At 63.4% G+C, this 25,328-nt stretch carries 18 protein-coding genes and 1 other RNA gene; 13 read left to right on the plus strand and 6 right to left on the minus strand.

The window, feature by feature from the left end; translation table 11 throughout:
• Position 1: 1 nt before the first annotated feature.
• From JO965_RS07400 to metH, 11 genes are all read left to right on the plus strand, one after another.
• Positions 2 to 859 carry an ABC transporter permease gene (locus JO965_RS07400; protein WP_203443040.1) on the plus strand — a complete coding sequence of 286 codons (858 nt, stop codon included), beginning with the start codon at positions 2 to 4 and terminating at the stop codon, positions 857 to 859.
• On the plus strand, positions 856 to 2,604 hold the full coding sequence (locus JO965_RS07405; RefSeq protein WP_203443041.1) for a peptidase M14: 1,749 nt from the start codon (positions 856 to 858) through the stop codon (positions 2,602 to 2,604). The genes JO965_RS07400 and JO965_RS07405 overlap by 4 nt, the downstream gene beginning before the upstream one ends.
• A 340-nt stretch (positions 2,605 to 2,944) precedes the next feature.
• Positions 2,945 to 5,008: a hypothetical protein gene (locus tag JO965_RS49150; RefSeq protein ID WP_203443042.1), complete on the plus strand. Its 2,064-nt coding sequence runs from the start codon at positions 2,945 to 2,947 to the stop codon at positions 5,006 to 5,008.
• A complete protein-coding gene (locus JO965_RS07415) occupies positions 4,992 to 6,155 on the plus strand; it encodes an IS110 family transposase (RefSeq protein WP_203443043.1) in 1,164 nt (387 codons plus the stop codon). The genes JO965_RS49150 and JO965_RS07415 overlap by 17 nt, the downstream gene beginning before the upstream one ends.
• A 357-nt stretch (positions 6,156 to 6,512) precedes the next feature.
• Positions 6,513 to 6,830, plus strand: a complete 318-nt coding sequence (locus JO965_RS49155) for a hypothetical protein (protein ID WP_203443044.1) — start codon at positions 6,513 to 6,515, stop codon at positions 6,828 to 6,830.
• 156 nt (positions 6,831 to 6,986) lie between these two features.
• The gene (locus JO965_RS07425) at positions 6,987 to 8,330 is read left to right on the plus strand and encodes an erythromycin esterase family protein (RefSeq protein WP_203443045.1); all 1,344 of its coding nucleotides are present in this window, start codon (positions 6,987 to 6,989) and stop codon (positions 8,328 to 8,330) included.
• A 209-nt stretch (positions 8,331 to 8,539) separates the two neighbouring features.
• Complete coding sequence (ettA, locus tag JO965_RS07430; RefSeq protein WP_203443046.1) at positions 8,540 to 10,192, plus strand: energy-dependent translational throttle protein EttA; 1,653 nt, start codon at positions 8,540 to 8,542, stop codon at positions 10,190 to 10,192.
• 162 nt (positions 10,193 to 10,354) lie between these two features.
• Positions 10,355 to 11,833: an AMP nucleosidase gene (locus JO965_RS07435; RefSeq protein WP_203443047.1), complete on the plus strand. Its 1,479-nt coding sequence runs from the start codon at positions 10,355 to 10,357 to the stop codon at positions 11,831 to 11,833.
• Positions 11,834 to 12,140: 307 nt separating this feature from the next.
• Positions 12,141 to 13,154 carry a metalloregulator ArsR/SmtB family transcription factor gene (locus JO965_RS07440; RefSeq protein WP_203444099.1) on the plus strand — a complete coding sequence of 338 codons (1,014 nt, stop codon included), beginning with the start codon at positions 12,141 to 12,143 and terminating at the stop codon, positions 13,152 to 13,154.
• On the plus strand, positions 13,154 to 14,056 hold the full coding sequence (metF, locus tag JO965_RS07445; protein WP_203443048.1) for a methylenetetrahydrofolate reductase [NAD(P)H]: 903 nt from the start codon (positions 13,154 to 13,156) through the stop codon (positions 14,054 to 14,056). The genes JO965_RS07440 and metF overlap by 1 nt, the downstream gene beginning before the upstream one ends.
• Before the next feature lie 103 nt (positions 14,057 to 14,159).
• Positions 14,160 to 17,918, plus strand: coding sequence for a methionine synthase (gene metH / locus JO965_RS07450; RefSeq protein ID WP_203443049.1), 3,759 nt, complete (start codon positions 14,160 to 14,162; stop codon positions 17,916 to 17,918).
• Between the two features lie 274 nt (positions 17,919 to 18,192).
• On the opposite strand, the gene JO965_RS07455 is transcribed toward metH, so the two are convergent.
• The 6 genes from JO965_RS07455 to JO965_RS07480 form a co-directional block, all read right to left on the minus strand.
• Entirely contained in the window at positions 18,193 to 19,425 is a 1,233-nt protein-coding gene (locus tag JO965_RS07455; RefSeq protein ID WP_203443050.1) for an ABC transporter permease, read from the minus strand.
• Positions 19,422 to 20,144 carry an ABC transporter ATP-binding protein gene (locus tag JO965_RS07460; protein WP_203443051.1) on the minus strand — a complete coding sequence of 241 codons (723 nt, stop codon included), beginning with the start codon at positions 20,142 to 20,144 and terminating at the stop codon, positions 19,422 to 19,424. The genes JO965_RS07455 and JO965_RS07460 overlap by 4 nt, the downstream gene beginning before the upstream one ends.
• 10 nt (positions 20,145 to 20,154) lie before the next feature.
• Entirely contained in the window at positions 20,155 to 21,594 is a 1,440-nt protein-coding gene (locus JO965_RS07465) for an efflux RND transporter periplasmic adaptor subunit (RefSeq protein ID WP_203443052.1), read from the minus strand.
• Between the two features lie 195 nt (positions 21,595 to 21,789).
• The gene (locus tag JO965_RS07470) at positions 21,790 to 22,557 is read right to left on the minus strand and encodes an N-acetylmuramoyl-L-alanine amidase (protein WP_203443053.1); all 768 of its coding nucleotides are present in this window, start codon (positions 22,555 to 22,557) and stop codon (positions 21,790 to 21,792) included.
• Between the two features lie 4 nt (positions 22,558 to 22,561).
• Entirely contained in the window at positions 22,562 to 23,287 is a 726-nt protein-coding gene (locus tag JO965_RS07475) for a TerB family tellurite resistance protein (RefSeq protein WP_203443054.1), read from the minus strand.
• A gap of 86 nt (positions 23,288 to 23,373) precedes the next feature.
• Positions 23,374 to 23,652, minus strand: coding sequence for a glycine zipper domain-containing protein (locus tag JO965_RS07480; protein ID WP_203443055.1), 279 nt, complete (start codon positions 23,650 to 23,652; stop codon positions 23,374 to 23,376).
• Between the two features lie 295 nt (positions 23,653 to 23,947).
• Between JO965_RS07480 and JO965_RS07485 the strand changes: the two genes are divergently transcribed.
• Positions 23,948 to 24,745 carry a lytic transglycosylase domain-containing protein gene (locus JO965_RS07485; protein ID WP_203443056.1) on the plus strand — a complete coding sequence of 266 codons (798 nt, stop codon included), beginning with the start codon at positions 23,948 to 23,950 and terminating at the stop codon, positions 24,743 to 24,745.
• 46 nt (positions 24,746 to 24,791) lie between these two features.
• Positions 24,792 to 25,185: RNase P RNA component class A (gene rnpB, locus JO965_RS07490), an RNA gene on the plus strand.
• The last annotated feature ends 143 nt before the right edge of the window (positions 25,186 to 25,328 follow it).

Raw genomic sequence — 25,328 nt, forward strand, 5'->3', positions numbered from 1 at the left:
CATGGCATCCGCTCAGGCTGTGTCGTCGGCGCGCCGGCATTTTCGCTCGATCGAACTCGTCCTCGGTCTTCTGCTCACCGGCGGCATGGGGCTGGCCGTGCTGTTTTCGGGCTTCCTCTTTCCCGATGGCGGCGAGAGCATGGACCTCATGGCGCGTCTCACGTCGCCGTTCCAGGATCTTGCCCATCCTCTCGGCACCGATCCCCTCGGCCGTGACGTGCTGGCGCGCGTGATCGTCGGCGGCAAGATCTCGCTCACCGTCGGCATTCTCTCGGTGATGGGAGCGGTCGTCGTCGGCACGATTGTCGGCCTTGTCGCCGGATATTACCGCGGTATCGCCGAGATCCTGCTCATGCGCTTTGCCGACATTCAACTGGCGCTGCCCTTCATCCTGCTCGCCATCATGTTCCTCGCCATTCTAGGCACGGGTGTCGACAAGATCATTTTCTTCATGATCGTTGCCCAATGGGTGCAATATGCGCGCCTCGTCCGCGGCTCCGTGTTGGCCCTGCGGGATCGGGAGTTCATCCTCTCGGCTCGCGCCATCGGGGTCGGTAATGGGCGCATCATCTTCACGCATATCCTGCCCAACGTGCTCGGCCCCATCGTCATTCTCATGACACTGCAGGTGGCCAACAACATTCTTCTCGAAAGCAGCCTGACCTTCCTCGGCCTCGGCGTCGATCCGCTCATTCCAAGCTGGGGCGGCATGCTGGCCGACGGGCGCACCTATCTGCAGACGGCTTGGTGGGTCAGCGTCTTTCCAGGCCTTGCCATCATGTTCACCGTGCTCGGCCTGAACCTTCTGGGCGATTGGCTGCGCGATCTTCTCGACCCGACAGGACAGACTTCACGATGACGACTTTGCTCGACGAGCGTATCCCGCGCACTCTCGATATCCTCCTGCGTGAATGGACCAGGAGCGATCATCGCGGCGTGATCCTCGAGGCGTGGCTGTTCGAGGGCGAGGCGGAGCGGCGCGCGGCGGAGGCCGTGTTGTCGGGGGCAGGCGTCCGGGCGCGGCTGCGCAGCGCTTACAAGCCGCTCGTTCATGCCTTTCTCGAAGAAATCGATACCGCTGATCTGAAGCGCGTCACCGTGCGCTATCCCGTGCATGAGGACGCGGACCGCCTGCGCTTCCTCTCGGAGGGTTATCCTGTCGCGGCGTTGCTCGACGGTATCGAGACTCTCTTCGAGTCCGGCACCGCGGATCTGACCTATCGCGTGATCCTTGAATATAAGGACGGGCGCGTGGCGGAGCATGCGGTTTTTGCGCCGAACCGTCTGCGCACCAACCATCTCGACGAAGTCGATCTTACGCCGACCGGCTGGCTCAAGGTGACCGGACGGGCGGATGGTGCGCCGGACGTCGACGAGGCGCTTGAGACCGAGGCCGAGCAGGTTTTTCACAAGGTCATGGCAAGTGTTGCAGCCCATGCTTGGCCTGAGGCGGAGCCCTACGCGGAGATAATCGCCATTGATGTGTCGATCCCCGGCATCGAGCGTCCGCTCGACTACGGCGACGAGGTCATGAGCACGCGCGAGGCGCTGCACGAGGACTTTTACTTCTCGCTGCTCGAATTCTTCAAGCGCAAGTCGGGCCGTCCGCCCGAGGATCGCAGCGTGCAGCCGGGCCAGATCGTGCCGGATATCCGCGCCGGCGGGGGCGATGCGCATGTGCGCGTGACCCTGCGCTCGTTTGGACCGCCGCAGGATCCTGTGAAGCCGGAACAGGACATCGAGACGGCCGATGCTGCACCGGGCCTCGCGCAGATTTACCGTGAACTCGCGGCGCTTCCGGGCGAGACCTTCGAGGGGATCTCCCGCGAGGGGCGTCCGGTGCGCGGGATCTATCGCGCGGGCTCGCGTCCGCCGGTTCTCGTCACCAGCGGCCAGCACGCCAACGAGACGTCGGCGCCGGTAGGAACGTTGCGGGCCGTGCGTCGGCTGCTCGCCCATCCGGAGGCCAACATCGCGTATATTCCGGTCGAGAACCCGGATGGCTATGCGTTGCATGGACGGCTCTGCGAGGGCAATCCACGCCACATGCATCATGCGGCGCGCTACACCTCGCTCGGCTGCGATCTGGAATATGGACGAAACGAACCGCTCTACGAGATCGGCGCGCGCAACCAAGCGCTGGAGATGTCCGGTGCTCAGTTGCACCTCAACTTCCACGGCTATCCGGCGCATGAATGGACGAGGCCATTTACCGGCTATCTGCCCCGCGGCTTCGAACTCTGGACGATCCCGAAAGGCTTTTTCCTGATCATGAGGCATCATCCCTCATGGGGCGACACGGCGAGGACGCTGATCGAAGCCGTCACCACCGGCCTGTCGGCCGTGCCGGGCCTCGCCGAGTTCAATCGCCGTCAGATCGAAATCTGCTCGATCCATTCCGGCGGGACGCCGTACGAGATCATCAACGATGTGCCGTGCCTGATCACCGCGGACGAGCGCCATCCTTCTCCCTTGACCCTCATCACGGAGTTCCCGGACGAGACGGTTTACGGGGACGCCTACCGGTTCGCCCATACGGTGCAGATGGCGACCGTGATCGCCGCCGAGGAAGCCTACGCGTCGATCCTGGCGGCAACGACCTGAAGTAGCGCCAGACGCCGGGGCGTCGACTCACCGGCTACGGACAGGAAAGGGCACGCCACGGGTGAGGCGTGCCCTTTCTTTTATGGGATTCTGGTTGGGTTGCTGGATGACGGGCAGACTTCAGCATAGCCGGCACATGAATATTTTCTTCTGACATCCCGGCCCGTGGCTATGCATTACTTCCAGCGTAGCCGGAATTGCTTTCCGCCTTCTCAGAAACGGAAGCTTAACTTTATTTCCTCCTTTCGCACTTGAGAGATTCTATTTGTAACGCTATATCGAAATATAGATGCTAGAAGCCTATTCAGCGTAGCCAGCTATCTTCAGGGACCCATCCATTATGCCCAAATTATTCGACTTCCAGGCCGAAAGTCTCCCGTCGTGGTGGGACGGCAATTACCGGATGCCGTGGACGGAGACGAATCTCGACCTGATCAAGGGCGATGGTGCTTCTCAAGTTGTGATTGTCCCGACCGTCTACATGGACAGCCTGACGTCTACCCGGGTCTATCGCGACAACGACGATCCGGGTGGTCACAACGTCGACGGAAATCCGCGCACGGAGAGCGACGGCTCGATCAAGGAGGCGATCGCCAAGGCTCAGGCTCGTGGTCTGGAGGTCATCTTCAAGCTGCATGTGAACATGCAGAACGACGATTGGAACGCGCTTATCGGTCCTCCGGAAGGTTCGACGCCCGCACAGGCCAAGGTCTGGGCTGATGCATGGTTTGCTTCCTATAAGGAAGCCGTGGTCCACTACGCCAAACTTGCGCAGGAGCAGGGTGTCACGGCCTTCGCCATCGGCAATGAATGCGAAAGCATGACAGGTGCGCAGTATCGTGAGTATTGGGTCGATATCATCGAGGCGGTCCGCGACGTTTACGATGGACAGCTGACCTATGCCGCGACCTGGACCGAGGCTCTCAACCTCAGCTTCTGGGACAAGCTCGATTACATGGGGGCAAATCCCTATATCAGCTTCACTCAGGACAGCACCAATCCGTCCCTGCAACAACTGATCGACGGCTGGACCAAACCGTCCAACGTCTGGGGAGTGAGAACGCCCATCGAGGAGAGGTTCGGTGAGAATATCTCCGCCATGGATGCTCTGAAACGGATCGCCGAGCAGTACGGCAAGAAGCTGATCTTCACGGAAACAGGCTTTCGCAGCCTCGACGGCAGCAACGCCACGCCGTGGATGTGGGGCAATGGCCGCATCGACGAGCGCGAGCAGTACATGATGCATCAGGCCTTCTACAAGATCATCACTGATCGCGCCGGTGAAGGTTGGATGGGTGGCTACTGGCTGTGGAACTACGACGCCAGCGAGGCCGTCTCCGATCCGAGCCCCGACGACGGCTTTTCTACGCATGGCAAGCGCACCGATGCGCTGGTCGAGCAGTATTTCAAGAACCCGGTTTCCGTCGCCGGCCGCGCTCTTGTCGGTACGTCAGGTGGCGACTCCCTCCTTGGCGGCTTCAACCATGACACACTGATCGGTGGACAAGGAAACGACACGCTGCTCGGCGGAGCCGGTGCCGACGTCTTCATGTACTACGCTGGAGACGGCGCGGACACGATCACTGATTTCAAGTTCTCAGAAGGCGACAAGATCGCCCTGATGAATACGGGGGCAACGGGCTTCGGCGATCTCGATATCTCCAGCACATCGGGTGGCTACGTCGTGCGCTTCGCTGATGGCGGGAGCCTGACCATTCGTACCACGGAGGCTCTGTCCGCGGATTGGTTCGCTTTCAATGGCACTGGCCAGTCTGGACCTTCGACCAAGCCGACATCGGGCGACGATGAGATCACCGGCACTGCCAAGGCCAATGTGATCAATGCGCTCGCGGGCAACGATCTCATCAATGGTCTTGCCGGCAATGACAACCTGACCGGCGAGGTTGGCGACGACACGGTCGATGGCGGTACAGGCAACGACGCACTGTATGGCGGTCTCGGCGATGATTTCGTCGATGGCGGCGATGGCGTCGACCGGATCTATGGCGGCGACGGTTATGACATCCTCTATGGCGGCGCCGGCAACGATCAGATTCGCGGCGAGAATGACGACGACATGCTCTATGGCGATGCCGGCAACGATCTTCTCCGCGGCGGCAACGGCCATGATCTTCTCGACGGCGGTGACGGCGACGACAAGCTCTATGGCGAAGCCCAGGACGACCAGATCACCGGTGGCGAGGGCAACGACGTCATCCAGGGTGGCGACGGAAAAGACGAACTTGAGGGCGAGAACGGCAACGACAAGCTCTATGGCGGCAATGGCGATGATGTGCTGCTGGGCTGGTTCGGCACCGATCAGAAGCTATGGGGATACGGCGAGGACAGTGCATCATCGCCGGCGGAGCCAGCCAAAGGAGCGCCCCATGCCCCAGTGCCATGACTTGAGCCGATCCCGGAGTGCCCTCGTACAAGACAGCACAATCATCGCCGTCGTCGAGATGAGCCAGGCCAGCTGGCTCGTGGCCGCCATGGTGCCAGGCCTTGATCGCCATCCGCTCAAGAAGCTCGAGCCGGACCAGGACGGGCTGCTGCGCCTTCTGCGGCGCTGGCAGGACGAGGCCGTCCAGGCCGGCCGCCCGATCACCCGCATTGCCGTCGCCTTCGAGGCCGGCCGTGACGGCTTCTGGCTCGCCCGCTGGCTGCGGGCGCGCGGCATCGAGGCCTACGTCATTCATCCCACCAGCATCGCCGTCTCGCGCGAGCATCGGCGAGCCAAGACCGACCGGCTCGATACCGCCTTGCTCAAGCGGGCCTTTCTCGGCTGGCTGCGTGGCGAGTCGGATCACTGCAGCATGGCGGCGATCCCGTCTTTGGCGGACGAGGACGCCAAGCGTCCGAGCCGCGAGCGTGAGAACCTGGTCGAGGAGCGCACCCGGCTCGGCAACCGCATGAAGGCAACCCTCGCCCGCTTTGGAATTCGCAGCTTCCGGCCGACACTGCGGACCGCGCCCGAACAGCTTGAGGCGCTGCGCACCCCTGAGGGTGTTCCCCTGCCGCCCAACACCCTGGCCGAGATGCGCCGGGATCTGGCCCGGCTGCAGGTCGTGCGGGAGCAGATCCGGGAGATCGAACAGGCCCGTCTGGAGCGGCTGGAAAGGGCCCCTGGAGAGCGGCATAACACCATGGTTCGGCTGCTGGCCCGGGTGATCGGGCTGGGGGTCGAAACGGCGGACTTGCTCGTCAATGAGATCCTCTCGCGCAATCTGCGCGACCGCAGGGCCGTGGCGCGCTACGCGGGCCTCACCGGAGCGCCGGACGAGAGTGGAGCCAAGCGCCGGGAGAAGGGCTTGGCGAGGGTGGGCAATGCTCGGGTCCGTCGCAGCATGCTCCAGCTCGCTTGGCGATTTCTGCGGTTCCAAGCCGAGAGTGATTTGGCGCGCTGGTACCGGGCCCGAACCGCAGATGGCCGGGGAGCCACGCGCAAGACCCTGATTGTCGCTCTGGCGAGGAAGTTGCTCATTGCTCTGTGGCGTTTGGCAACGACCGGGGACCTGTCGCAGGGGCTCATCCTTCGCCCGGCCGCGTGAGGCAAAGACCAGAGAGGTGATCAAGCTTCGGCCGCCAACGGCCGACAATGATCCGAGGTGGCGGCAACCCGACCCAGAGCATGGCCATCCTGCCGTGATCAGAATGGGCCCGCCGCCGCGGAGCTGCGCCAGCGATGCGCATGATTGCATCATGGGCCCGGATCGCAGTGATCCGCCGAATACAAGGGTGCCGGGCGATCGCCCGTGCCAGACGGCCAGCTCCCCTCGGATTGTTGCATGTCCCGCCTCCGCTAGGTTCCACTCAACTGGAGGACACGCAGACCAAAACTAAAACTGATGAATCAGCTCTTGACTTAAACAGCCCCATACAAGCTCTGGGGCGGCGCCGGTAGCGATGTGCTCGATCCGGGAGCCGGCAATGATAAGCTCTGGGGCGGCACGGGGTCCGATCGCTACGTGTTCAACTCGGACATGGGTCAGGACATCGTCTATGACTTCAAAGTCAAGCAGGGCGAGATGCTGCTGATCCGCCACGATATCAACCATTCCAGCATCGTCGATTTCAACACGCTCAAGCCGCACATGAAGCAAGTAGGCAAGAACGTCGTCATGGATCTCGGTAAGGGCGAATGGCTCGGTGGCGATGATCAACTGACCTTGGCCAACGTCCAGATGAAGGACCTGAAGGCAGAGCACTTCTACTTCTACTGGTAAGCGCTCCTCGTCCACCAAATGAAAGCGGCCGGAGAGGGCATCTCCGGCCGTTTGCATTTCCATCAGGCACGCCCGTCGTCTGGAACAAGCCGTCTCCCGCCATCGTTCTCCGGCGGAGCCGGGCAATTGTGCCTGGCTCAATGAGAGATGAAAGCCATGGCACGCTTGTCCTGGAAGCAGAGCGAGAACGACGCCTCCATCAGGGAAGCAATCGATCTGGTGCGCGAGCATGGGGAATCCCTGCCGTCAATTGCCGATGAAGAAGCCTTCGGCGCCATGTTCGATCGCTTTGCCGATGCCAAGGTCGTGCTCCTCGGTGAAGCCACCCATGGCACATCGGAATTCTACCGGGCGCGAGCCGCCATCACGAAGCGCCTGATAAAGCACCACGGTTTTTCCATCGTTGCCGTCGAAGCCGACTGGCCGGATGCGGCGTGCATCGATGCTTATGTCCGCCATCGCCATGTTCCCGATGGCGACGATGCCGCCTTCCAGCGTTTCCCCACCTGGATGTGGCGCAATGAGGAGGTCGCCGATTTCGTCAACTGGATGCGCGCGTACAACAAGGAGCGAGGGGAGGACGAACGCGCCGAGTTCCGTGGCCTCGACGTTTACAGTCTGAACGCTTCCATCCGCTCCGTGCTGGACTATCTCGACAAGGTCGATCCGGAGGAGGCCAGGGAGGCGAGGGGGCGTTACGGTTGCCTTAGCCCCTGGCAGTCGGATCCTGCGCAATACGGCCGGGCCGTCCTGACCGGACAGAAGAAGCCTTGCGACGAAGCGCTACTGCGCCAGCTCCAGGATATTCTCGACAAGCGTCTGGAGTACCTTCAGGCTGATGGCGGCGAGGAATTCTTCGACGCGGTGCAGAACGCCAAGATCGTTCATGCGGCCGAGCACTATTATCGGATCATGTATGAGGGCGCGACGGAATCCTGGAACCTGCGCGACAGGCACATGTTCGAGACCCTGCAAAGCCTCCTCGCGCGACGCGACAACGCCAAGGCGGTCATCTGGGCCCACAATTCTCACATTGGCAATGCCGCCGCCACGGCCATGGGATGGCAGGGCGAGTTCAACATCGGCGAGCTTAGCCGCAAGGCATACCGCAATGAGGCCGTACTGATCGGCTTCGGAACCGATCGCGGCACGGTGGCGGCAGCGGACAACTGGGACGAACCGATGCAGGTCAAGGATGTGCGACCCGTCCGGCCGGACAGCCACGAGCGCATTTTCCGGGATACGGACCTCGGCTGCTTCCTGATCGACTGGCGCGAGACCGGTCAGACAGACCTGACGGAGATTCTCTCCCGGCCACGCCTGGAGCGGGCCATCGGGGTGATCTACCGGCCGGAAACGGAACTCTACAGCCATTACTTCGAGGCCATTCTGGCAGAGCAGTTCGACGCCTTCGTCTGGTTCGAGGAAACCAGGGCGGTAACCCCGCTCACCCATGCCCATGGCAAGGGTATGCCGGAGACCTATCCGTTCGGGCTTTAAGGGCAGCCGTCATCCCGGGTTCCGCTTCGCGGCCCCGGGATCGCAGGCCGAAAATGGCGCTTGGTCCTGCCGACGATCCCGGATCGGCTCTGCCGTCCGGGATGACGGCGAAAGGATGGGCGACATCCATCCGCCTTGCCCATACAGGCTCCCCCTGCTAACTGACGCGCAACTCCATTCAACTCCATCACATCAGCAGGGCTTTTCCCGTGTCCCGTCAGTTCATCTACCACATGCGTGGCCTCTCCAAGACCTATTCGGGCGGCAAGAAGGTCTTGGACAATATCCATCTTTCCTTCTACCCGGATGCCAAGATCGGCGTGCTCGGCGTCAACGGCGCCGGTAAGTCGACCCTGCTGCGTATCATGGCCGGCACCGATACGGACTGGACCGGTGAGGCCTGGGTCGCCGAGGGGGCCCGCGTCGGCTACCTGCCGCAGGAGCCCCAGCTTGACCCGTCGAAGAATGTCCGCGAGAACGTCATGGAAGGCGTGGCCGCCAAGAAGGCGATCCTCGACCGCTACAACGAGCTCGCCATGAACTATTCCGAGGAGACGGCGGACGAGATGACCCGTCTCCAGGACGAGATCGAGGCCAAGGGCCTGTGGGATCTCGATTCCCAGGTCGATCAGGCCATGGACGCCCTGCGCTGCCCGCCGGACGACTGGTCCGTGGATAAGCTCTCGGGCGGTGAGCGCCGCCGCGTGGCCCTGTGCAAGCTGCTCCTGGAGCAGCCGGAACTCCTGCTCCTCGACGAGCCGACCAACCATCTCGACGCCGAGACCACTGCCTGGCTCGAAGGTCATCTGCGCAACTATCCGGGCGCGATCTTGATCGTTACCCACGACCGCTACTTCCTCGACAACGTGACGGGCTGGATCCTCGAGCTCGACCGCGGCCGGGGCATTCCCTACGAGGGCAATTACTCGTCCTGGCTCGAGCAGAAGCAGAAGCGCCTCGCGCAGGAGGGCCGCGAGGAAGAATCGCGCCAGCGCACCATCGAGCGTGAGCGCGAGTGGGTGTCGGCCTCGCCGAAGGCCCGTCAGGCCAAGTCGAAGGCTCGTATTCAGCGTTATGAGGACCTCGTGGCCAAGGCCAGCGAGAAGGGCCCTACGACCGCCCAGATCATCATCCCGATCGCCGAGCGCCTCGGCAACAACGTCATCGAGTTCGACAACCTCCAGAAGGCTTTCGACGACAAGCTTCTCATCGACGGCCTGTCCTTCAAGCTGCCGCCGGGCGGCATCGTCGGCGTCATCGGCCCGAATGGCGCCGGTAAGACCACGCTGTTCCGCATGATCACGGGTCAGGAGCAGCCGGACGAGGGATCAATCCAGATCGGCGAGAGCGTGAAGCTAGGCTATGTCGATCAGAGCCGCGACTCGCTGGATGCCAACAAGACCCTCTATGAGGAGATCTCGGGCGGCAACGAGGTTCTCTATCTCGGCAAGCGCGAGATCAATGCCCGCGCCTATTGCTCGGCCTTCAACTTCAAGGGCTCCGACCAGCAGAAGAAGGTCGGGGTGCTCTCGGGCGGCGAGCGCAACCGCGTTCACCTCGCCAAGATCCTGAAGTCGGGCTCCAACGTCCTGCTCCTCGACGAGCCGACCAACGATCTCGACGTGGATACCCTGCGCGCGCTCGAAGAGGCGCTGGAGGATTATGCCGGTTGCGCCGTGATCATCTCGCACGATCGCTGGTTCCTCGACCGCATCGCCACTCACATCCTCGCCTTCGAGGGCGACAGCCATGTGGAATGGTTCGAGGGCAACTTCGCCGATTACGAAGAGGACAAGAAGCGCCGCCTCGGCACGGATTCCACGATCCCGCACCGGATCAAGTACAAGAAGTTCTCGCGGTAATCCTTCTCACAGGACAGATTTGGGAAAGGCGGATGCGGCTCTTGAGGCCCTCCGCCTTTTTCTTTGCCCAGGCCCGCCGACGCGAATTGAATCAACCCAGTTGGGTTCTTCAACGAAACAGTGTATGACCTTTGAGGCACGAGACATAAGAAGAGAGTCCACGTGCCAGTCGATCACATCTCCACCTTCCAATCCGTTGCCACCCCTGAAGAAGCCGTCGAGCGGCTGATCGAGCTCCATGACAGCGCCATCGAGGCGCAGCGCCAGGCTCTGGAGCATTTTTTTGCCACTGGCACGCCGCCCACGCCCTTTGAGCGATCCCGCTTCCGCTATCCGGAGCTGCGTCTTGATTACCGGTCGGCTTCCCTGCCGCCCGTCAAGCAGCGCGCCTATGCCAAGTTCCAGGGGCCCGGCGTCTATGCGACGACCATCACGCAGCCGGCCTTTTTCCGAAGCTATCTGCTGGAGCAGCTGAACTATCTCGTCCGCGATTACGGGGCCACTATGGAGGTGGGCGTCAGCGACCAGGAGATTCCTTACCCTTACGTCTTCGAGCGCGGCGACGAGCTGGGTCGGGGCGCGCATTCCGCCTCCGAACTCGCCCAGCATTTCCCAACCCCGCTTCTTGCCAAGGTCGGCGACGAGATTGCCGACGGGACCTGGATCTTCCATGAGGACGAGCCTCGACCGCTGGCCCTGTTCGACGCGGCCCGGGTGGATTATTCGCTGCGTCGCCTCGTGCACTATACCGGCAGCGACTGGCGCTGCGCCCAGCCCTGGATCCTGCTCACCAACTATCACCGCTATGTGGACCAGTTCATCCGCTGGGCCGTGAAGGAGCTGGCGAACGAGGAGGGGCCCTTTACCCGGCTCGTCCTGCCGGGCGGCATCACCATCGAGCGGGGGCTTGATGAGGCCGTGGTCGAGGAGCTGATCGGCTCATCGCCCTGGCACCGTTTCCAGATGCCGGCCTATCACCTCATGCGCAAGGACGGGCATGGGGTGACCTTGGTCAATATCGGCGTCGGCCCATCGAATGCGAAGAACATCACCGATCACTTGGCAGTGCTGCGGCCCCATTGCTGGCTCATGGTCGGCCATTGCGGGGGCTTGCGCCAATCCCAGTCCATCGGCGATTACGTGCTGGCCCACGGCTATCTCCGGCGCGATCACATTCTGGATAGCGCCGTCCCGCCGGAAATCCCGATCCCGGCCCTCGCCGAGATCCAGGTCGCCCTGCAGGACGCAGCTGTTCAGGTCACCGGCGAGCGCGGCGAGGAGCTGAAGCGGCGCCTGCGCACCGGCACGGTCGTGACCTATGACGACCGGAACTGGGAACTGCGCTGGAGCCAGGAGCGGCGCCAGATCAACCTGTCCCGCGCCATCGCGGTGGACATGGAAAGCGGCACCATCGCGGCTCAGGGCTATCGCCTCCGCGTCCCTTACGGCACGCTGCTCTGCGTCTCGGACAAGCCCCTGCACGGCGAGATCAAGCTGCCGGGCGCGGCCAACGCCTTCTACGAGCGTGCCGTGAGCGAGCACCTCATGATCGGCTTGGCGGCGCTCGACATCCTGAAAGGCCAGCGGTCCTCGCTGCATTCCCGCAAGCTGCGCAGCTTCGACGAACCGCCGTTCCGCTAAGCCGCCGATTCATCGGCATCCGCCTCGTCATCACCGGCCTTGTGCCGGTGATCTCGCTTGAATGAGGCGCAGCGCTTTCCCCCTCATGGCCGGAATAGACCCGGCCATGACGTCACGATTGTCATCCCCGGTGAGCGCAGCGAGGGAAGGGATTCACTCCCACGCGCTGTTGCTATGGTTTCTTTTCCCCTCCGCTGACGCTCCGGCCGGGAATGGCAACGATGGTCGCCCCGAAGCCAAGCCTCCGCTTGCCCTCTCTTCAAAATAGATATAAATATATCTTTATATGTAAGAGCGAGATTTGGCTGTGCCTGACACCCCGTCTCCATCGCTGGATCTGACCCTGGACGTCCTGCGGGCCGCCGCCGAGGAAACGCGCCTGCGGATCCTTGCTTTGCTGACGGAAGGGGAGCTCTCCGTTTCCGACCTCACGGACATCCTCGGGCAGTCCCAGCCGCGCATTTCCCGCCACCTGAAGCTTCTCGTCGAGGCTGGCCTCGTGGAACGGCACCGGGAAGGGGCTTGGGCCTTCTTCCGGCTTACCGACCGGGGCGTGGCCCTACGCATCATCCGACCGACCCTGGAGAGCCTCGACCGGTCCGATCCGCAATTGCTGGAGGACCGCACCCGGCTTGAGGCCGTGCGGGCCCAGCGCTCCCAAGCCGCTCAGGCCTTCTTCTCCCGTCTGGCGCCGGATTGGGACCGCATTCGCTCCCTCCATGCTCCCGAGGCGGTCGTCGAGGCGGCGGTTCTCGATGCTCTGGGACCGGCCAGGATCCGTAACCTCGTCGACCTCGGCACCGGCACCGGCCGCATGGTGCAATTGCTGGCACCGCGTGCCAGTCGGACGGTCGGACTCGATGCCAGTCACGCCATGTTGTCAGTGGCACGTGCCAATCTCGAGAAGGCGGGTCTGAGGGGCATCGAATTGCGGCAGGGGGACATCTATGCGCCCCCGTTCCCGCGCAACACCTTCGACCTCGTCGTCATCCATCAGGTGCTGCATTACCTCGACGACCCGGCCCGGGCGATCCGGGAGGCCGCGCGCCTCGTCGCGCCGGGTGGACGGATTCTCGTGGTGGATTTCGCGCCTCACAATCTCGAGTTCCTGCGTGAAGCGCAGGCCCATCGCCGCCTCGGCTTTGCGCCTGCCCAGGTTGCCGGCTGGCTCGACGAGGCGGGGCTCGATTGCACGCTTAACCGGGAGATCGCTCCGCCACGGACAGGCGACGAGCAATTGACGGTATCCCTTTGGCTTGGCCAGGATCGCCGTGTAGTGACGGATTGGCCCTTGAGTGAACCCGACAGAGAGGTCGCCTGATGTCACCGCTCCTTCGCCCCAGCCGGCAGATCTCCTGTCCGATCAAGGTGTCCTTCGAATTCTTCCCGCCGAAGACGCCCGAGATGGAGACGACGCTCTGGTCTTCCATTCAGCGTCTGGCTCCGCTCAATCCGCAATTCGTTTCCGTCACCTATGGCGCTGGCGGGTCTACCCGCGAGCGCACGCACGCCACGGTCTCGCGTCTCGTGCAGGAAACCCATCTCAAGCCTGCCGCACATCTGACCTGCGTTGCCGCAACGAAGGAGGAGGTGAACGAGGTTGTTCAGTCCTACTGGGATGCGGGCGTGCGTCATATCGTGGCTTTGCGCGGAGATCCGGTGTCGGGTCTCGGCACGGCCTACACTCCACATCTCGGTGGATATCAGCAGACCTGCGATCTCGTCGCCGGCATCAAGGCCATCGGCGATTTCGAAGTCTCCGTCTCCGGCTATCCGGAGAAGCATCCCGAAGCCGCGTCGCTCGACGCCGATATCGACGTGCTGAAGGCGAAGGTCGATTGCGGCGCAGACCGGGCCATCACCCAGTTCTTCTTCGACAACGACCATTACTTCCGCTATCTCGACCGCGTCCGTGCGCGCGGCATCGACATTCCCGTCGTGCCCGGCATCGTGCCGGTGCAGAACTTCAAGCAGACGGCGAACTTCGCATCGAAGACCGGCGCGAGCGTGCCCGATTGGCTCGCGGCCCGCTTCGAGGGACTGGACAACGATGTCGAGACCCGCAAGCTCGTCGCTGCCGCCGTTGCAGCCGAGCAGGTGATCGATCTCGTCGATCGTGGCGTGAACGAGTTCCACTTCTACACCATGAACCGCGCCGATCTGGTCTATGCGATCTGTCATCTGCTCGGATTGCGCGACCAGAGCGTGAAGGTCGCAGCTTAAGTTTTCAGGTGCCCGGTTTTCCCGGGCATTCTTTGTGTGTGTCCTACAGAAATTGCGCCGACGGTCGAAGCAACTCGGCTGCGGTGAAACGAGAACAGATCGAATGACTGCGTATATTCCTCGCCCCGCCAATGGCACTGACGTGATCAAGGCGCTCCGTGAAGCCGCCTCCAAGCGGATTCTCGTGCTCGACGGCGCGATGGGAACGGAGCTGCAGCGCTCGCGCTTCTCGGAAGAGGATTTCAGAGGCGAGCGCTTCAAGGACTGGAAGCAGGACGTCAAGGGCAACAACGACCTTCTGATCCTCACGCAGCCGGATGCGGTCCGCAACGTGCATCTCGACTATTTCCGCGCCGGCGCGGATATCGTCGAGACCAACACTTTCTCCGGCACCTCCATCGCCCAGGCCGATTACGGCATGGAGGAGATCGTCTACGACCTGAACTTTGAGGGCTCGCGCCTCGCCCGCGAGGCGGCGCTCATCGCGCAAGAGGAAGACGGCCGTCGCCGGTTCGTCGCCGGCGCCATCGGTCCGACGAACCGCACGCTCTCGATCTCGCCGGATGTGAACAATCCTGGCTATCGCGCCGTGACCTTCGATCAGGTGCGCGACGCTTATGCCGAGCAGGTGAGGGGACTGATCGACGGTGGTTCCGAGATCATCCTGATCGAGACGATCTTCGATACACTCAACGCCAAGGCCGCCATCGTCGCGACGCATCAGGTCTTCGCCGAGAAGGGCGTGAAGCTGCCGATCATGATCTCGGGCACAATCACGGATCTCTCCGGCCGTACGCTCTCGGGCCAGACCCCCACAGCCTTCTGGCATTCGGTGCGGCACGCGGAGCCGTTCTCCATCGGCCTCAACTGCGCGCTCGGCGCGCGTGAAATGCGCGCGCATATCCAGGAAATCGGCAAGGTCGCCGACACACTGGTCTGCGCCTATCCGAACGCGGGCCTGCCCAACGAGTTCGGCCTCTATGACGAGCGCCCTGAGGCGACCGCCAGGATGCTGGCGGAATTCGCCGACGCGGGTCTCGTCAACGTAGTCGGCGGCTGCTGCGGCACGACGCCGGATCACATCCGCGCCATCGCGGAGGCTGTCGCCGGCAAGGCACCGCGCTCGGTGCCGAAGATGAAGCCGCTCATGCGCCTGTCGGGTCTAGAACCCTTCAACCTCACCTCCGACATCACTTTCGTGAATGTGGGCGAGCGCACGAACGTCACGGGTTCCGCCAAGTTCCGCAAGCTCATCACCAACAACGATTATGCTGCCGCCCTCGACGTGGCGCGCGATCAGGTGGCGAACGGCGCTCAGATCATCGACGTCAACATGGACGAGGGCCTGCTCGATTCCGAGAAGGCGATGGCCGAGTTCCTCAACCTCGTCGCGGCCGAGCCCGATATCGCCCGCGTGCCGGTGATGGTGGATTCCTCCAAGTTCCACGTCATCGAGGCCGGCCTCAAATGCATCCAGGGCAAGGCCATCGTGAATTCGATCTCCATGAAGGAGGGGGTGGAATCCTTCATGGAGCACGCGAGGATCTGCCGTTCCTATGGCGCGGCGGTGGTGGTCATGGCCTTCGACGAGCAGGGTCAGGCGGATAGCCTGGAGCGCAAGGTCGAGATCTGCACGCGCGCCTACAAGATCCTGACCGAACAGGTCGGCTTTCCGCCGGAAGACATCATCTTCGATCCGAACGTGTTCGCGGTCGCCACCGGCATCGAGGAGCACAACGGCTACGGCGTCGCCTTCATCGAGGCGACCCGCATCATCCGCGAGACGTTGCCGCATGCCCACATCTCGGGCGGCGTGTCGAATCTGTCCTTCTCGTTCCGCGGCAACGAGCCGGTGCGCGAGGCCATGCACTCCGTGTTCCTGTTCCACGCCATCAAGGTCGGCATGGATATGGGCATCGTGAATGCCGGCCAGTTGGCCGTCTATGACGAGATCGATCCGGAGCTGCGCGAGCTCTGCGAGGACGTGGTGCTCAACCGCCGTCCCGATGCGACGGAACGCCTGCTGGAGGCTGCACCCCGATTCAAGGGTGACGGGTCAGGCGCCGTGAAGGCCGCCGATCTCGAATGGCGTTCCTGGGCGGTCGGGAAGCGCATCGAGCATGCCCTCGTCAACGGCATCACCGAGTTTATCGAACAGGACACGGAAGAGGCTCGCCAATCGGCCGAGCGTCCGCTGCACGTGATCGAAGGCCCGCTCATGGCCGGCATGAACGTGGTGGGCGATCTTTTCGGTGCCGGAAAGATGTTCCTGCCGCAGGTGGTGAAGTCTGCCCGCGTCATGAAGCAGGCCGTGGCCTATCTCATGCCGTTCATGGAGGCGGAGAAGGAAGCCAATGGCGGCGGTGGCGAGCGCTCCGCCGCCGGCAAGGTGCTGATGGCGACCGTGAAGGGCGACGTGCACGATATCGGCAAGAATATCGTCGGCGTCGTGCTCGCCTGTAACAATTACGAGGTCATCGATCTCGGCGTCATGGTGCCGGCCCAGAAGATCCTGGAGACGGCGCGCAAGGAGCAAGTGGACGTGATCGGCCTCTCCGGCCTCATCACGCCGTCCCTCGACGAGATGGTGAACGTGGCGAGCGAGATGGAGCGCGAGGGCTTCGACATTCCTCTCCTCATCGGCGGTGCCACCACGAGCCGCGTGCACACGGCGGTGAAGATCCATCCGAACTACAACAGAGGTCAGGCTGTCTATGTGACGGATGCGAGCCGCGCCGTCGGCATCGTGTCGTCGCTGCTCTCGCCCGATATGAGGGACGGCTATGTGGACACGCTGCGCTCCGAATACCGCAAGGTGGCCGATGCGCATGCGCGCTCGGAGGCCGACAAGCAGCGCCTCTCCATCGAGAAGGCACGCGCCAACAGGCTCGCCATCGACTGGTCGGCCTATCAGCCGCCGAAGCCCACCTTCACCGGCGCGCGCGTGTTCCGCAGCTACGATGTGGGCGAACTCGTGCCCTATATCGACTGGACGCCGTTCTTCCAGACCTGGGAGCTGAAAGGTCGCTTCCCGGCCATCCTCGAAGACGAGAAGCAGGGCGAGGCCGCGCGTCAGCTCTGGGAGGACGCGCAAGACATGCTCAAGCAGCTCGTCGAGGAGCGCTGGTTCAATCCGAAGGCGGTGATCGGCTTCTGGCCCGCCAACACGGTGGGCGACGATATCCGCCTCTATACGGGCGAGAGCCGCACGGAGAAGCTCGCCACCTTCCACGGCCTGCGTCAGCAGCTCTCGAAGCGTGATGGCAAACCCAATATCTGCCTGTCCGATTTCATAGCGCCTGCCGAGAGCGGAAAGCCGGATTGGATCGGCGCCTTTGTGGTGACTTCCGGCATCGAGGAAGTGCGCATCGCGGAGCGCTTTGAGCGCGCCAACGACGATTACCGCTCGATCATGGTCAAGGCGCTCGCCGACCGTATCGCGGAAGCCTTCGCCGAGCGCATGCACGAGCGTGTGCGCAAGGAGTTCTGGGGCTATGCCGCGGACGAGAGCCTTTCGAACGAAGGCCTGATCGGCGAGGAGTACCAGGGCATCCGCCCGGCGCCCGGCTATCCCGCGCAGCCCGATCATACGGAGAAGGCGACGCTGTTCAGCCTGCTCGGCGCCGAGCGCAGCATCGGCGTGGCGCTGACCGAATCCTACGCCATGTGGCCGGGCTCCTCCGTGTCGGGCCTCTACCTGTCGCATCCGGACGCCTACTATTTCGGCGTCGCCAAGGTCGAGCGCGATCAGGTCGAGGATTACGCGGCCCGCAAGGACATGAGCGTGGCGGAAGTCGAGCGCTGGCTCGCCCCGATCCTCAACTACGATCCGGCAAGCTATCGCGTCATGGCGGCGGAGTAGCTTTGCGTTTCTCACTGTCATCCCGGGGCCGCGAAGCGGAACCCGGGATCGCTTGCAGGATCTGGTGCTGGAACCTCAACACTGTCATTCCCGCGAAGGCGGGGATCCATAACCGCTGACGTCGAAGAAAGAGGCGTGACGCGGTTCGTCCCTTCCTGAGACGTTGTGGTTATGGATTCCGGGCTCCGCTGCGCGGCCCCGGAATGACAGTGCTTTACTCGCCTCACGATCCCGGATCTTCGCTTCGCTCGTCCGGGATGACACGCGTAAGATGTCACTCCCGCCGCAGCGCCTCGATGGGATCGAGCTTCGCCGCGCGTTGCGCCGGATAGAACCCGAAGAAGATGCCCACCAGCGCCGAGAAGCCCACTGCAAGGATGATGGCGTTGGTTGACACGAGCGAAGGCCAGCCGGCGAGTTGCGCGACCAGATAGGCAGCGCCTGCGCCGAGACCGATGCCGAGGGCTCCGCCGATGGTGGAGAGCGTCGTCGCCTCGATCAGGAACTGGCTCAGGATGTCGCGCGGGCGCGCGCCGACCGCGAGGCGCAGGCCGATCTCCCGGGTGCGCTCGGTGACCGAGACCAGCATGATGTTCATGATGCCGATGCCGCCGACGAGCAGCGACACGGCGGCCACAGCCGCGAGCAGCATGGACAGGGTGTTGGCGGAGGCGGAGGCGGTGTTGGCGATCTCGGTCAGGTTGCGGATCGAGAAATCGTCCTCCTGATCGCCGTTGATGCGGTGCCGCTGGCGCAAGAGCTCCGTCATGCTCTCGATACCTGGTTCGATGTCGCTCTCATTGGCGAACTTGACGAAGATCGACCCGACGGAGCCGTCCTTGGCGTAATTGCGGCCGATCACGCGACGGCGGCCTGCATCGAGCGGCACGAAAACCACGTCGTCCTGGTCCTGGCCGAAGGCCGATTGGCCCTTCGGCGCCATGATGCCGATAACCCGGAAGGGCACGTTGCGCACGCGCACGATCCGATCGATGGGATCGTCCTCGCCGAAGAGATTTTTGGCCACCGTCTGGCCGAGCAGGATGACGATGTCGCCGCGACGAACCTCTTCCGGATCGAAGGTGCGGCCGGTGGCGACATCCCATTCGCGGGCGGAGAACCAGTCGAGATCGATGCCGTAGATGCGCGTGCCCCAGTTGCTGCCGCCGGCCACAACCTGCGCACCGCCCTGCACGAAGGGCGCTGCTGCCACCACGCCGTCGACTTCGCGCCGTATCGCGTGCGCGTCGTCGTCGGTCAGCGATGAGGCCGCGCCCGCGCCGAGCCTTGCACCGCCCTGCGTCACGTTTCCCGGCGTGACGATGGCGAGGTTGGCGCCGAGCGAGCGGATCTGCTGGTCGACGAGATTGCGTGCGCCCGAACCGATCGCCACCATGGCGATGACGGCCGCGACACCGATGACGATGCCGAGCATGGTGAGCAGGCTGCGCAGGGCATTCGCCGTAATGGCCGAGAGCGCGGAGCGGATGGCTTCGATCAGTCTCATTCCGCAGCCTCCTGCGTGAGCGCGCGCGCATCGACAGGGATCTGGCGGTGATCCTCGATCACGCGCCCGTCCCGGAACCGCACGAGGCGGTGCGCGTGGCGTCCCACCTCCGCGTCGTGCGTGACGAGCACGATGGCCACACCCTCGCGGTTGAGCTCCTGGAACAGGCCCAAGATCTCGTTCGCCGTGCGGCTGTCGAGGGCGCCGGTCGGCTCGTCGGCGAGCAGCAGGCTCGGGCCGTTGACGAGCGCGCGCGCAATCGCGACGCGCTGCTGCTGTCCGCCGGACAATTGCATCGGCCGGTGATGCGCGCGCTCGGCAAGGCCGACACGGCCAAGCGCCTGCAGGGCGCGCTCGCGGCGCGTCCTGCGGTCGAAGCCCGCATAGATCATCGGCAGCTCGACATTGCCGAGTGCATCGACGCGGGGCAGCAGGTTGAACTGCTGGAAGACGAAGCCGATCTCGCGGTTGCGCAGACGTGCCAAGCCGTCGGCGTCGAGGCTTTCGACGGCGGTTCCGGCGAGCCGGTAATGGCCGCCGGTCGGCTTGTCGAGGCAGCCGACGAGATTCATGAAGGTCGATTTGCCCGAGCCGGACGGACCCATGACGGCGACGAAATCGCCCTTCTCGATGTCGAGGGAAACTCCGTCAAGCGCCACGACACGGCCGGCATCGAGATCGTAGACCCGTCTCAGATCGCGCGTTTCGATGAGAGCCACATCGTGCTCCTTAGAACATGCGTGGCGGACGTGGGCGGCGGTTCGACGACGAGCCGTTCGCATCCTCCGCCGCATCGGCGCGCTGGGCTCCGACGATGATCGCCGCGCCTTCCTGCACATCGCCGCGCATAATCTCGGTATAGGCCCCGTCCGTCACGCCGAGCCGCACATGCACCGCCTGCGGATGGCCGTCCTGCCCGACAATGTAGATGCGTCCGCTGGTGCCTTCGTCCAGCTGTGCTTCCGCGTCCTGGTTGCGTGCACGCCGCCGTTGAGACTGGCCGTTCTGCGCAACAGTCCTCGGCTCAGCGGAGGCGACAGCAATAGTCGGCCGATAGCGCAGAGCCGCGTTCGGGATGCGCAGCACATCCTCGCGTTCGTCCGTGATGATCTGGAGGTTCGCCGTCATGCCGGGAAGGAGCGCCTGATCCAGGTTCCTCACACCGATCACGGCGGTGTAGGTCACCACGTTCTGCACCGTCTGCGCGGAGAGGCGCACCATGCGCACGCTGCCCTCGAAGCTGCGGTTCGGATAGGCGTTGACGGTGAAGCTCACCTTCTGCCCGTCCTTGAGACGGCCCACATCCGCCTCGTCGATATTGGCGTAGATGTCGATCTCGCGCAGATCCTGCGCGATGGTGAACAGGGTCGGGGCGGAGAGAGATGCGGCGACGGTCTGGCCGAGTTCGATGTCGCGCTTGACCACGACGCCCTCGACCGGGGATTTGATGTCCGTGCGGGCAAGATCGATCTCGATGTCTCTCAATTTGGCCTGCCGCTGCAGGATGATCGCCTCGGCCGATTTGACGCCGGCCTCGGCCAGCGCGAGGTCCGCCTTGAGTCCTTCCGTCTCGGCGTTGTTGGAGGCGATCTGCGCTTCGGCCGATGTGAGGTTCGCCTTCTGAATGTCGAGCTGCGTTCCGGCCTGTTCCAGCGCCGTCTGCGTTCCCACCGCACGGGTGTTGAGTTCCCGCTGCCGGTCGAGATTGCGCTGCGCTTCCGTCAGCTGCGCCTGCGCCCGGTCGCGCTGCGCGGCAAGATCGTTCGCCTGCGCTTCGGAGCGCTGCAGGGCGGAGCGCGCCTTGTCGATCTGCGCGCGCTTGGTCTCGAGATCGGCTCTCGCCTGGGCAAGATCTGCCAGGGCCGCGTCGCGGCGCGACTTGATCTGCTCGGCGTAAAGGCGGGCCACCACCTGGCCTTCCTTCACGGGCGTGTTGTAGTCGGCCAGGATCTCGACCACCTGCCCCGAAAGCTGGGAGCCGACCAGCACCGTCGTGACCGGGTTGAGCGTGCCGGTGGCGCGCACGCTTGCCGTGATCGGGCCGCGATCCACCGTGCCGAGGCGATAGGCCTGATCGGAGGCATTGCCGCCCGTCGGCTTCCACAGCACGAAGCCAGCCGTCCCTGCCATGAGCAAGATGCCGATCACCCACAACCAGACGCGACGCACCGAAAAACCCTCTCTCCTGCGCATCGTGCGGAAAAGTGGATCCGGTTTTCCGCTCCGAACGATGCGCTCTTCCAATAGATGAGCATCGAATTGATCCTAAAAGTGGAAACCACTTTTAGGTCCGATGCTCTGACACAGGATGTCATGAGGGGTGATTGTGGCCGATTTTCCGGGACGTTACGAGTTAACTCTTTGTCATGCGGCAAGCTGTGGCCGCGTGGCGATCAGGTTGCGCAGGGTCATGATGGTCGAGGCGTCCGCCACGCCGTCGACGCGCTCGGGCCGGAAATGGCGCTGGAAGGCGGCGACGACCTTTTCCGTGTCCTCGTCGAAGACACCGTTGATCTTCACGCCGTAGCCATACATGGCGAGCATCGCCTGCAGGGCTTCGATGGGCATGCCCTGGTCGCCGCGCGAGAAGAAGCGGCCGTCGCTCGTGGCTGAAGGAGTGACCCAATGGCCGACGCCGGCCTCGTGCAGGCGCTGCCAGGGAAACAGCTCGCCCGGATCGACCTTGCGGCCGGGCGCGACGTCGGAATGGCCGAGCACCCGGGTCGCGGGAATGCGCCAGCGGGAGACGATGTCCCTGGCCAGCGCGGCAACGCTTTCGATCTGCGCATCGGGGAAGGAGGGAAGGCCGCCCGGATGGCCGGGATTGGCGATCTCGATGCCGATGGAGCTGGAATTGATGTCCGCCTCGCCATCCCAATAGGAGAGGCCCGCATGCCAGGCCCGGCGCATCTCCGGCACGAGCTGGAGGACGCGCCCGTCGCCGAATACGAAGTAATGGGCCGAGACCTGCGAGACCGGATTACACAGCCATTGCAGGGCTTCGCCTTCGTCCGGCATGCCCGTGTAGTGGAGGATGAGCATGCTCGGGCGCCGGCCATCCTTGCGCTCCCCATGGTTGGGCGACGGAAACACCTTGCCGGCGACCGGGCTTTCCGGGGAAAGAGCGCTCATGCCGTCACCTGAGGTTCCGCTCGGCGGCGATGCGTTCCCAGGCGGCGTTGATGGCGGCCACGCGCTCGGTTGCGATCTTCACGGCTTCGGGCGGCAGGCCGCGGGCGATCTCCCGGTCGGGATGGTTTTCGGCGACGAGCCTGCGGTAGTGCCGCTTCAGCTCCTCGTCGCTCATGCCCCGGTCGGCCTTGAGGATGAGATAGGGATCGTCCGGTCGCCGCACATGGCGCGCCGCGATGCGCTCGAAATCCTTGTCGGAGAAGGAAAAGATCGTCGCCACGTCCCTGAGATAGACATACTCGGCCTCGTGGATCGCCTCGTCCGCCTTGGCGATGTGGAACAGGCCGTCGAGCACGTCCTCGAGCAGGGCAGGCTCTTCCTTGAATTCGTCGCCGATCTGGCGGGCATAGGCCTCGAAACCATCGGAGGTCTGCATGGCGAGGTTGAACAGGCGCTCGACCTTGCTGTGCTCGTTCTCCGGCACCTCGACGATCTGCTCGAAGGCCCTGACCTCGACATCGACCACGACGCCGTCGGCCTTCGCCATCTTGGCGGCGAGCGCCACGAGACCCATGGTGAACAGCACGTCGCGCGGCGGCTTTCCGAAAGGAGCGCCCTCGCGGTCAATGAGAACGTGGCCTGCCACACCGCCCAGGAGAGCACCGATCGGCCCGCCCAATGCGAGCCCGATGCCAGCGCCACCCAGCTTACCCCAAATCGACTGAATCATCTTGCGATTAGTCGTACGCTCAAGTGCAGGCAAAAGAAAAGGGGCCGGGAATGTCCCGACCCCTGAATTCGGTCTCGGATGCGCGATCAGCGGCAGTAAACGTTGCCGTAGACGTCCTGATACGTGCCGTAGGGGCAGGCCGGGCGAGCCGGGGTGGTTGCCGCGCCGACGATCGCGCCACCGGCAGCACCGATGGCCGCACCCGCCAGAGCGCCGCTGCCACGGCCCGTGGCTGCACCGCCAATGGCCGCACCAGCAAGGCCGCCGATCGCCGCGCCACCGACTGCGCGCTCGCCGGGGGTATTGCAGGCTGCCATCGAGAGGGTGAGGGCACCGGCGGCAATGGCTGTCATGATCTTCTTCATGGAGGCTTCCCTGTTGTTGAGCGGGCTGTAGGCTGCCCATTCCTGTTTAGCTTGACCTTACGCTGTCGCCAACTCCCGGGAGGAGAAAGAGTTCCTCCCCATTCCGGATAAGCTGTCGAAAAATTTTCAAATTCGGCCGAGGCTAGAATTGAGGCCGCAAAGCCAGGCAGCGTAGAGGGAACACGGTCAAGCTTGAACGTTTTCTGAACAAATATGCGGCCTGAGGAGCCACATCTTCGCCTTATTTGGCCGTCACCGACCGCGCCTTCCGATTTATGCCGGCTGGAGTCTCGGTTTGACTTGGCAACATCTGCTCAGAACCCTCGCGATTGCGTTTCTTGGTGCCGCGGCACTGATCCTGGCCGCCGAGGCCCGGGCGGAAGGCGGGAATGCCGATAACGTCATTTCCCCCGACAAGGCCGAGGAATTCCTGAATGCTGCGGCCGCCGAGGCTGCAGCCGTCGCCGAGGAAGAAACCGCCGCGGCAGCCGAGTCCGAGAAGCCTGCGAAGGCCGCCAAGGGATCGGACAAGAAGAAGCCAAAGGACAACTCTATCGCGGCCAAGACCGACAAGGCTCAGGATGGCAAATCCCAGTCCAAGAATGTCGTAAAGGCTGCCGCTCCGTCGGACGACGAGGAGGCTGGCAACCAGACCGCTTCGCTTCCATCAACGCCAATGGATGCCAGGCTGAAGCTCCGGCAATCCGACGCCGTTCGTGGCAGTGCGATCAAGCCGCTGATCGTCCGCTATGCATCCGAGAACGGCTTGCCCTATGAGTTGGCGGATGCCGTGATCCGGCTCGAAAGCCGCTACAATGCCAGCGCCCGCAACGGCCCGAACATGGGCCTGACCCAGATCAATGTCCGCACTGCGCAATCGCTCGGCTATCAGGGTCCGGCAACGGGCCTTCTCGATGCGGAAACCAATCTCCGTTACGGTTTGAAATATCTCGCCAAGGCCTACAAGCTCGCCGGCGGTGACACCTGCGGCACCATCCTGCGCTATCAGTTCGGTCACCGCACGCAGGCCATGACGGGTGCATCGCGCGCCTATTGCGCCAAGGTGAAGGTGTTGACGGCCGCGGCCGATTAACCTTCGGCCTTGACGCGGGGCCGCCTTTTGCACCACATCCCTACCGTCAGCTGGCCGGGCGGCCGCTTCGAGTTCATCTCGGGGAGGAAAGTCCGGGCTCCATGGAAGCAAGGTGCCGGATAACGTCCGGCGGGGGAAACCCCAGGGAAAGTGCCACAGAGAGCAGACCGCCCCGCAAAGGTTCTCGGATCTCGGGGTAAGGGTGAAAGGGTGCGGTAAGAGCGCACCGCGGACGCAGCAATGCGGACGGCAAGGTAAACCCCACCAGGAGCAAAACCGAATAGGGACGACAGGCGTTCGCGCCAGGCCTGCTTCCAGGCTCGTCGTCCGGGTTGGTTGCTTGAGGCGGTCAGCGATGACCGTCCCAGAGGAATGGTCGCCACGTCCAAGGTCTTAGACTTTGGGCTCTACAGAACCCGGCTTATAGGCCGGCTGACCCCATCTTTCCACAGGCCTGAAATTTGCAGGAAAGCGGAGCAAACCTTTGCTCTGCTTACGATTCATTAACCGTAAATGCGTCTCATGGAGAGCGCATGCCATGAGGCGTGTGCTCCACCTCCGTTCCGTTGACGCCCATAGTATC

Origin of the sequence: Microvirga sp. VF16 (assembly GCF_016864375.1) — a bacterium.
Taxonomy (GTDB): Bacteria; Pseudomonadota; Alphaproteobacteria; order Rhizobiales; family Beijerinckiaceae; genus Microvirga.

Bases quoted from the DNA above. Each gene is read 5' to 3' on its own strand.
- JO965_RS07400 (WP_203443040.1), top strand. From the start codon at position 2: ATGGCATCCGCTCAGGCTGTGTCGTCGGCGCGCCGGCATTTTCGCTCG.
- JO965_RS07455 (WP_203443050.1), bottom strand. From the start codon at position 19,425: ATGAGACTGATCGAAGCCATCCGCTCCGCGCTCTCGGCCATTACGGCG.
- metF (WP_203443048.1), top strand. From the start codon at position 13,154: ATGTCACCGCTCCTTCGCCCCAGCCGGCAGATCTCCTGTCCGATCAAG.
- JO965_RS49150 (WP_203443042.1), top strand. From the start codon at position 2,945: ATGCCCAAATTATTCGACTTCCAGGCCGAAAGTCTCCCGTCGTGGTGG.
- JO965_RS07415 (WP_203443043.1), top strand. From the start codon at position 4,992: ATGCCCCAGTGCCATGACTTGAGCCGATCCCGGAGTGCCCTCGTACAA.
- JO965_RS07470 (WP_203443053.1), bottom strand. From the start codon at position 22,557: ATGAGCGCTCTTTCCCCGGAAAGCCCGGTCGCCGGCAAGGTGTTTCCG.
- JO965_RS07405 (WP_203443041.1), top strand. From the start codon at position 856: ATGACGACTTTGCTCGACGAGCGTATCCCGCGCACTCTCGATATCCTC.
- JO965_RS07425 (WP_203443045.1), top strand. From the start codon at position 6,987: ATGGCACGCTTGTCCTGGAAGCAGAGCGAGAACGACGCCTCCATCAGG.
- metH (WP_203443049.1), top strand. From the start codon at position 14,160: ATGACTGCGTATATTCCTCGCCCCGCCAATGGCACTGACGTGATCAAG.
- JO965_RS07480 (WP_203443055.1), bottom strand. From the start codon at position 23,652: ATGAAGAAGATCATGACAGCCATTGCCGCCGGTGCCCTCACCCTCTCG.
- JO965_RS07475 (WP_203443054.1), bottom strand. From the start codon at position 23,287: ATGATTCAGTCGATTTGGGGTAAGCTGGGTGGCGCTGGCATCGGGCTC.